The organism is Myxococcus vastator, assembly GCF_010894475.1.
Lineage (GTDB): Bacteria > Myxococcota > Myxococcia > Myxococcales > Myxococcaceae > Myxococcus > Myxococcus vastator.
Window position 1 is genome coordinate 1 of record NZ_JAAIYB010000590.1, and the last position, 4,110, is coordinate 4,110.

At 69.4% G+C, this 4,110-nt stretch carries 5 protein-coding genes; 2 read left to right on the forward strand and 3 right to left on the reverse strand.

From position 1 onward, the window contains the following. The first annotated feature begins 160 nt into the window (after positions 1 to 160). Positions 161 to 670, forward strand: a complete 510-nt coding sequence (locus tag G4D87_RS34425) for a J domain-containing protein (protein WP_163786907.1) — start codon at positions 161 to 163, stop codon at positions 668 to 670. Here G4D87_RS34425 and G4D87_RS34430 read toward each other — a convergent pair. Together G4D87_RS34430 and G4D87_RS34435 are read right to left on the reverse strand one after the other, a co-directional pair. Continuing rightward, the gene (locus G4D87_RS34430; RefSeq protein ID WP_163786908.1) at positions 604 to 1,596 is read right to left on the reverse strand and encodes a stage II sporulation protein M; all 993 of its coding nucleotides are present in this window, start codon (positions 1,594 to 1,596) and stop codon (positions 604 to 606) included. The genes G4D87_RS34425 and G4D87_RS34430 overlap by 67 nt on opposite strands. 1 nt (position 1,597) lies before the next feature. After that, on the reverse strand, positions 1,598 to 2,362 hold the full coding sequence (locus G4D87_RS34435) for an RDD family protein (RefSeq protein WP_163786909.1): 765 nt from the start codon (positions 2,360 to 2,362) through the stop codon (positions 1,598 to 1,600). 527 nt (positions 2,363 to 2,889) lie between these two features. Between G4D87_RS34435 and fruA the strand changes: the two genes are divergently transcribed. Continuing rightward, on the forward strand, positions 2,890 to 3,579 hold the full coding sequence (fruA, locus tag G4D87_RS34440) for a response regulator transcription factor FruA (RefSeq protein WP_163786910.1): 690 nt from the start codon (positions 2,890 to 2,892) through the stop codon (positions 3,577 to 3,579). A gap of 93 nt (positions 3,580 to 3,672) precedes the next feature. Here the strand turns inward: fruA and G4D87_RS34445 are convergent, their stop codons facing one another. Then, on the reverse strand, positions 3,673 to 3,888 hold the full coding sequence (locus tag G4D87_RS34445; RefSeq protein WP_163786911.1) for an MbtH family protein: 216 nt from the start codon (positions 3,886 to 3,888) through the stop codon (positions 3,673 to 3,675). Positions 3,889 to 4,110 lie beyond the last annotated feature (222 nt).

A 4,110-nucleotide genomic window follows, 5' to 3' on the forward strand; every position in this document is an offset into this window, starting at 1 on the left:
GGCCTGGGCGCGGGCGGCGGTGGCGAGGAGCAGGCCGGCGAGAAGCAGGGGACGCATGGAGGCCCTTCTAACCCGGGGCGGTGCGATTTTCTTGACGCGATCTCCCATCGTGGGAGCTTCCCCCCTGCTACAGGCGTGTTGCAAACGGGAGCAAGGTTCGATGAACGCGGCGGCAGCGAACTGGCAGACACTGGAAAACGTCGATGTGGAGTGCACCCACTGCGGCATCCGGATGACCCAGCAACCGGGGACCCGGGTCCGCTACTTCCGGTGCTCCGGGTGCCACCGCTGGGTGTCCAGCGTGTACTCCGACGTCTTCCGGGCGGACGCGAAGGTGCGCACGCACCCGGTGAAGGACAGCGGCGCCCAGGACGAGCAGTTCATCGAGGTCAAGGACCGGCTGGACAAGTGGCTGTCCGCGCTGGAAGAGCAGGACCCCTACCGGCTGCTGGGGGTCTCGCCGCTGGACTCGGCCGACACGGTCCGCGCGCGCTACCACGCGCTGGCCATGGAGCAGCACCCGGACCGCGGCGGCTCCGCGGAGAAGATGCGCGAGCTGAACGCGGCCTATGAGCGCATCCTCCGTCACCGCCAGCGCAAGCGTCAGGAGGCGCTGTCGGCCGGCGCGCCCGTGGCTTCGGCGACCGTCCTCCCCGCGCGCAGCAGGTAGGCCCAGAAGAGCGCCCCCAGGAGCAGGCCCAGCCCCGCCTTCAGCCAGGTGGGGAACAAGTCCCCTGGGGAGACGTAGCCCTCCACCACTCCGATGAGGGCGAGGAAGGGCGCGCAGCCCAGCACCAGCTTCACCGCTTCCCGCCCGCGCACCGCCAGCGCCTGTCCCCGGGGCAGCTCCCCCGGGTCGATGAGCGACTGGCCCACCATCAATCCCGCCCCGCCGGCGATGACCAGGATGGACAGCTCCACCGGGCCGTGCGCGGCGATGAAGTCCAGCAGGCCTCCCAGCATGCCCTCGCGGGCGCACAGCGCGCTGATGGCGCCGATATGCACCCCGTTGTTCACCAGCAGGAACAGCGTGCCCAGGCCGCCGGTGAGGCCCAGGGCGAAGGTGACGATGGTGACGGTGAGGTTGTTGGTGGCGATGCCGGACGCCACCGAGTTGGGCGGCGCCACCGACAGGATGTCATCCGTCCACATACGGCCCTGGGCCACGTAGTGACGCACGCCGGAGGGCACCAGCAGCTCGGCGCCCCGGGGCTCCCACAGCACCACCAGGGCGCCCAGCAGGATGCCCAGGAGGAACAGCACGGCGCTGGCGCCCACGAAGCCGCGCTCGCGGCGCAAGGTGGCGGGGAACTCGCGGCGGAAGAAGTCCCGCACCGCGGGCCAGCGCTCGCGCGGCGGCTGGTAGATGGACGCGTAGGCCTGGCCACACAGCTGGTTGAGGAAGCGGTGGACATCCGTGCCGGCGTAGAACGTCTGCGCGTGCGCGAGGTCGGCGGACGCGCGGCGGTACAGCGTGTCCAGCGTGCGCAGCTCGCCCAGCTTCAGCGTGCCGGAGCGCTGCTTCGCCAGCAGGGCCTGGAGCGCATCCCAGTCCGCGCGGCGTTGGGCCACGTAGGCGGGCAGGGGCGTGGCCATGTCAGCGCTCCCCCTGGACGCGGGCGCGCAGGAAGGCCTCGGTGCGCTCCGCGGACGCCAGCACCGCCGCGCGCGCCTCCGCGTCCTCGGGCCCCACGCGCTCCACCAGCCGCGTGCCCAGCCGCTGCCGCACCTCCGGCGCCAACCCGGGCGCGCGCGACAGGAAGGACAGCACCAGCTCCACGTCCTCCGGCGACAGGGGCCTTGCGCCCGTGCCCTGTGGCAGTGGCGCGGACGTGGCCGGAGCGGCGGTGTACTTGTCCAGGTCGATGCGCTCCTCGCGCACCAGCAGCGTGCCGGCCAGCAGGTCTCCCAGGCGCCGGTGCTGGCGGGTGAGGAGCATGCTGACGCAGGCGGCGGCGTACAGCATGGGCAGGAAGTCCACCGCGCGGCAGAGGTTGCGCACCGCGCTCTCGTAGACGCCCACGGGCGAGCCGTCCATGCGCACCACCCGGATGCCCAGCACCCGCTTGCCTGGCGTCTGGCCGTGGAAGAAGACCTCGCTCACCGTCCAGTACAGCCACTGCGTGGCGAAGACGCCCACCACCAGCAGCGTCTGCCCCACGCCCGACAGCGCCTGGAAGACGCCCAGCACGTCCGACACCAGCAGCGTGAAGACGAAGTAGGCCACCAGCCAGAAGAAGAACAGCAGGCTCGCGTCCACCAGCCACGCGAGGCACCGGTAGCCAATGCCCGCGACGGGGAGCGTGAGCGCGACGCGCTCGGGGGTGGCGACGTCGAGATGGGGAGTCGGAGCGGAGCGCATGCGGGGTCGGCAGCATACACGGCTGCCTTCCTCCCACGCCTCCCTTGTCGCACCCTCTTTTCTGCTTGGACTTGCGGGACTTTCAGGTCCCAGGGGCGTGTGTCACGGTCGACAGTCCGCGCCGTGCGGGAGGGGGCTTTCATCGACTTGTGGACGCCCGGGCGTGTCCGGCGCCGGACAGCGATGACGAACCAACGGATGAAACCCCTGAAACGGGCTCTGATTCATGCACACTGGACACTCCCGTCAGGGCTGGTTCGCGTCTGCGCTTCCCCAGTGATAGGGTTTCTGCGTTGGACCATGAACCTGGGCCGAAGGAGGTGCGGCCCGCAGGGACGTCAGGAGTAGCTGAAAGTCAAAAACAGTCAGGAGTCGAGTCGTACATCGGTAGGTCGACTCCGGAGTGGCTCAGCGGACACGCTCGTTCTTCCCTGTCATGCAACCCACTGGCCCAGGTGGTACCGGAGCCGGCTGTGGTCAGTTGTCTGTTCATGCAGTTTTCGCCATGACGGCTGGGGGGCCTTCGCATGGCAACCAATCAAGCAGCGATTCGTGTATCAATTCTCGAAGGACCGTGGGCGGCCTGGCAGGGCCTGGCCGACGGGCTCCGTGGTGAAGGCGTGCAGATCTCCTCGGTGACGAGAGACGTGCGCCTGTTCCTCGACAGCCTGGGGACAGACCCGCCGCAGGTCGCGGTGATGGACGTGGAGGGTGACAGCGAGGCGGCCGTGGGCTGCTCCGTCACGGAAGGCATCAATCTCCTGCGGGAGGCGCGCAAGCGCCGGCTGGAGGTGAGGATGCTGCTGCTCTCCGCGGTGAGCACACCGGAAGTCATCTCGCAGTGCTTCGACGAGGGTGCCTCCGGCTACCTGTTCCGCGCGGGCCTGGGCACGACGGCGGTGGCGTCCGCCATCAACTCCCTGGTCCGAGGCGAGCGGCTGTTCCCGGTGCAGCTCCTGAGAAACGACTTCGAGCATCCACCGGTGACGTCACCCACCGCGAGCGTGCTGCTGGCGCTCACTCAGCGGGAGCGCGAGGTGCTGGCGTATGTCGCGGGCGGCGCGGACAACCTGAAGATTGCCGCGCACCTGCAGATCGCCGAGCGCACCGTGAAGTCCCACGTCACGCAGCTCTACCGGAAGCTGGGCGCGGAGAACCGCACGCAGCTGGCGCTGAGGGCGTGCCACCTGGGCGTCCGGCCGCCGCCGGACCTCTAGGCGTCGCTGCCGCTCCGCGCATGCAGCACGCCCCCCGGACCCTGGCGCCGTTGCCAGGGTTCGCGAGGGGCGTGCGCACGGCCGGCGCCGTGACTACGACTTCAGCTCTTCCATCTTCTTGCGGAGGCTCAGCGGACGCATGTCCGTCCAGACCTCCTTGATGTACTCCAGGCACTCGGCCTTGAGCCCCTGCTTGCCCGCGTCCTTCCAGCCGAGCGCATTCTCGCGGTCGGCCGGCCAGATGGAGTACTGCTCCTCGTGGTTCATCACGACCTTGTAGATGGTCGTGTCCTCTCGCTCATCCGCCATTGATGTCTCTCCTGGAACGGGCCGCATTCTGGCCACAATCCAGGAAAAAGGGTCAAGACACGGGAGGCGTGGGTTCGGTCGGCGTCTGAAGCCCGCATATACTCGCCGGCCATGCAAAGTGTCTTCCGTGCCATCACCGCGCTGCTGCTCGCGCTGGGCGTCACCTGGGCCGCCCTGGCCCTGGCGTTGACGGGGGCGGGCCCCGAGGGCGCGCACGTGCCG

Excerpts from the sequence above, each read along its gene's own strand:
- G4D87_RS34430 (WP_163786908.1), bottom strand. The coding sequence starts at position 1,596 with ATGGCCACGCCCCTGCCCGCCTACGTGGCCCAACGCCGCGCGGACTGG.
- G4D87_RS34425 (WP_163786907.1), top strand. The coding sequence starts at position 161 with ATGAACGCGGCGGCAGCGAACTGGCAGACACTGGAAAACGTCGATGTG.
- G4D87_RS34445 (WP_163786911.1), bottom strand. The coding sequence starts at position 3,888 with ATGGCGGATGAGCGAGAGGACACGACCATCTACAAGGTCGTGATGAAC.
- G4D87_RS34435 (WP_163786909.1), bottom strand. The coding sequence starts at position 2,362 with ATGCGCTCCGCTCCGACTCCCCATCTCGACGTCGCCACCCCCGAGCGC.
- fruA (WP_163786910.1), top strand. The coding sequence starts at position 2,890 with ATGGCAACCAATCAAGCAGCGATTCGTGTATCAATTCTCGAAGGACCG.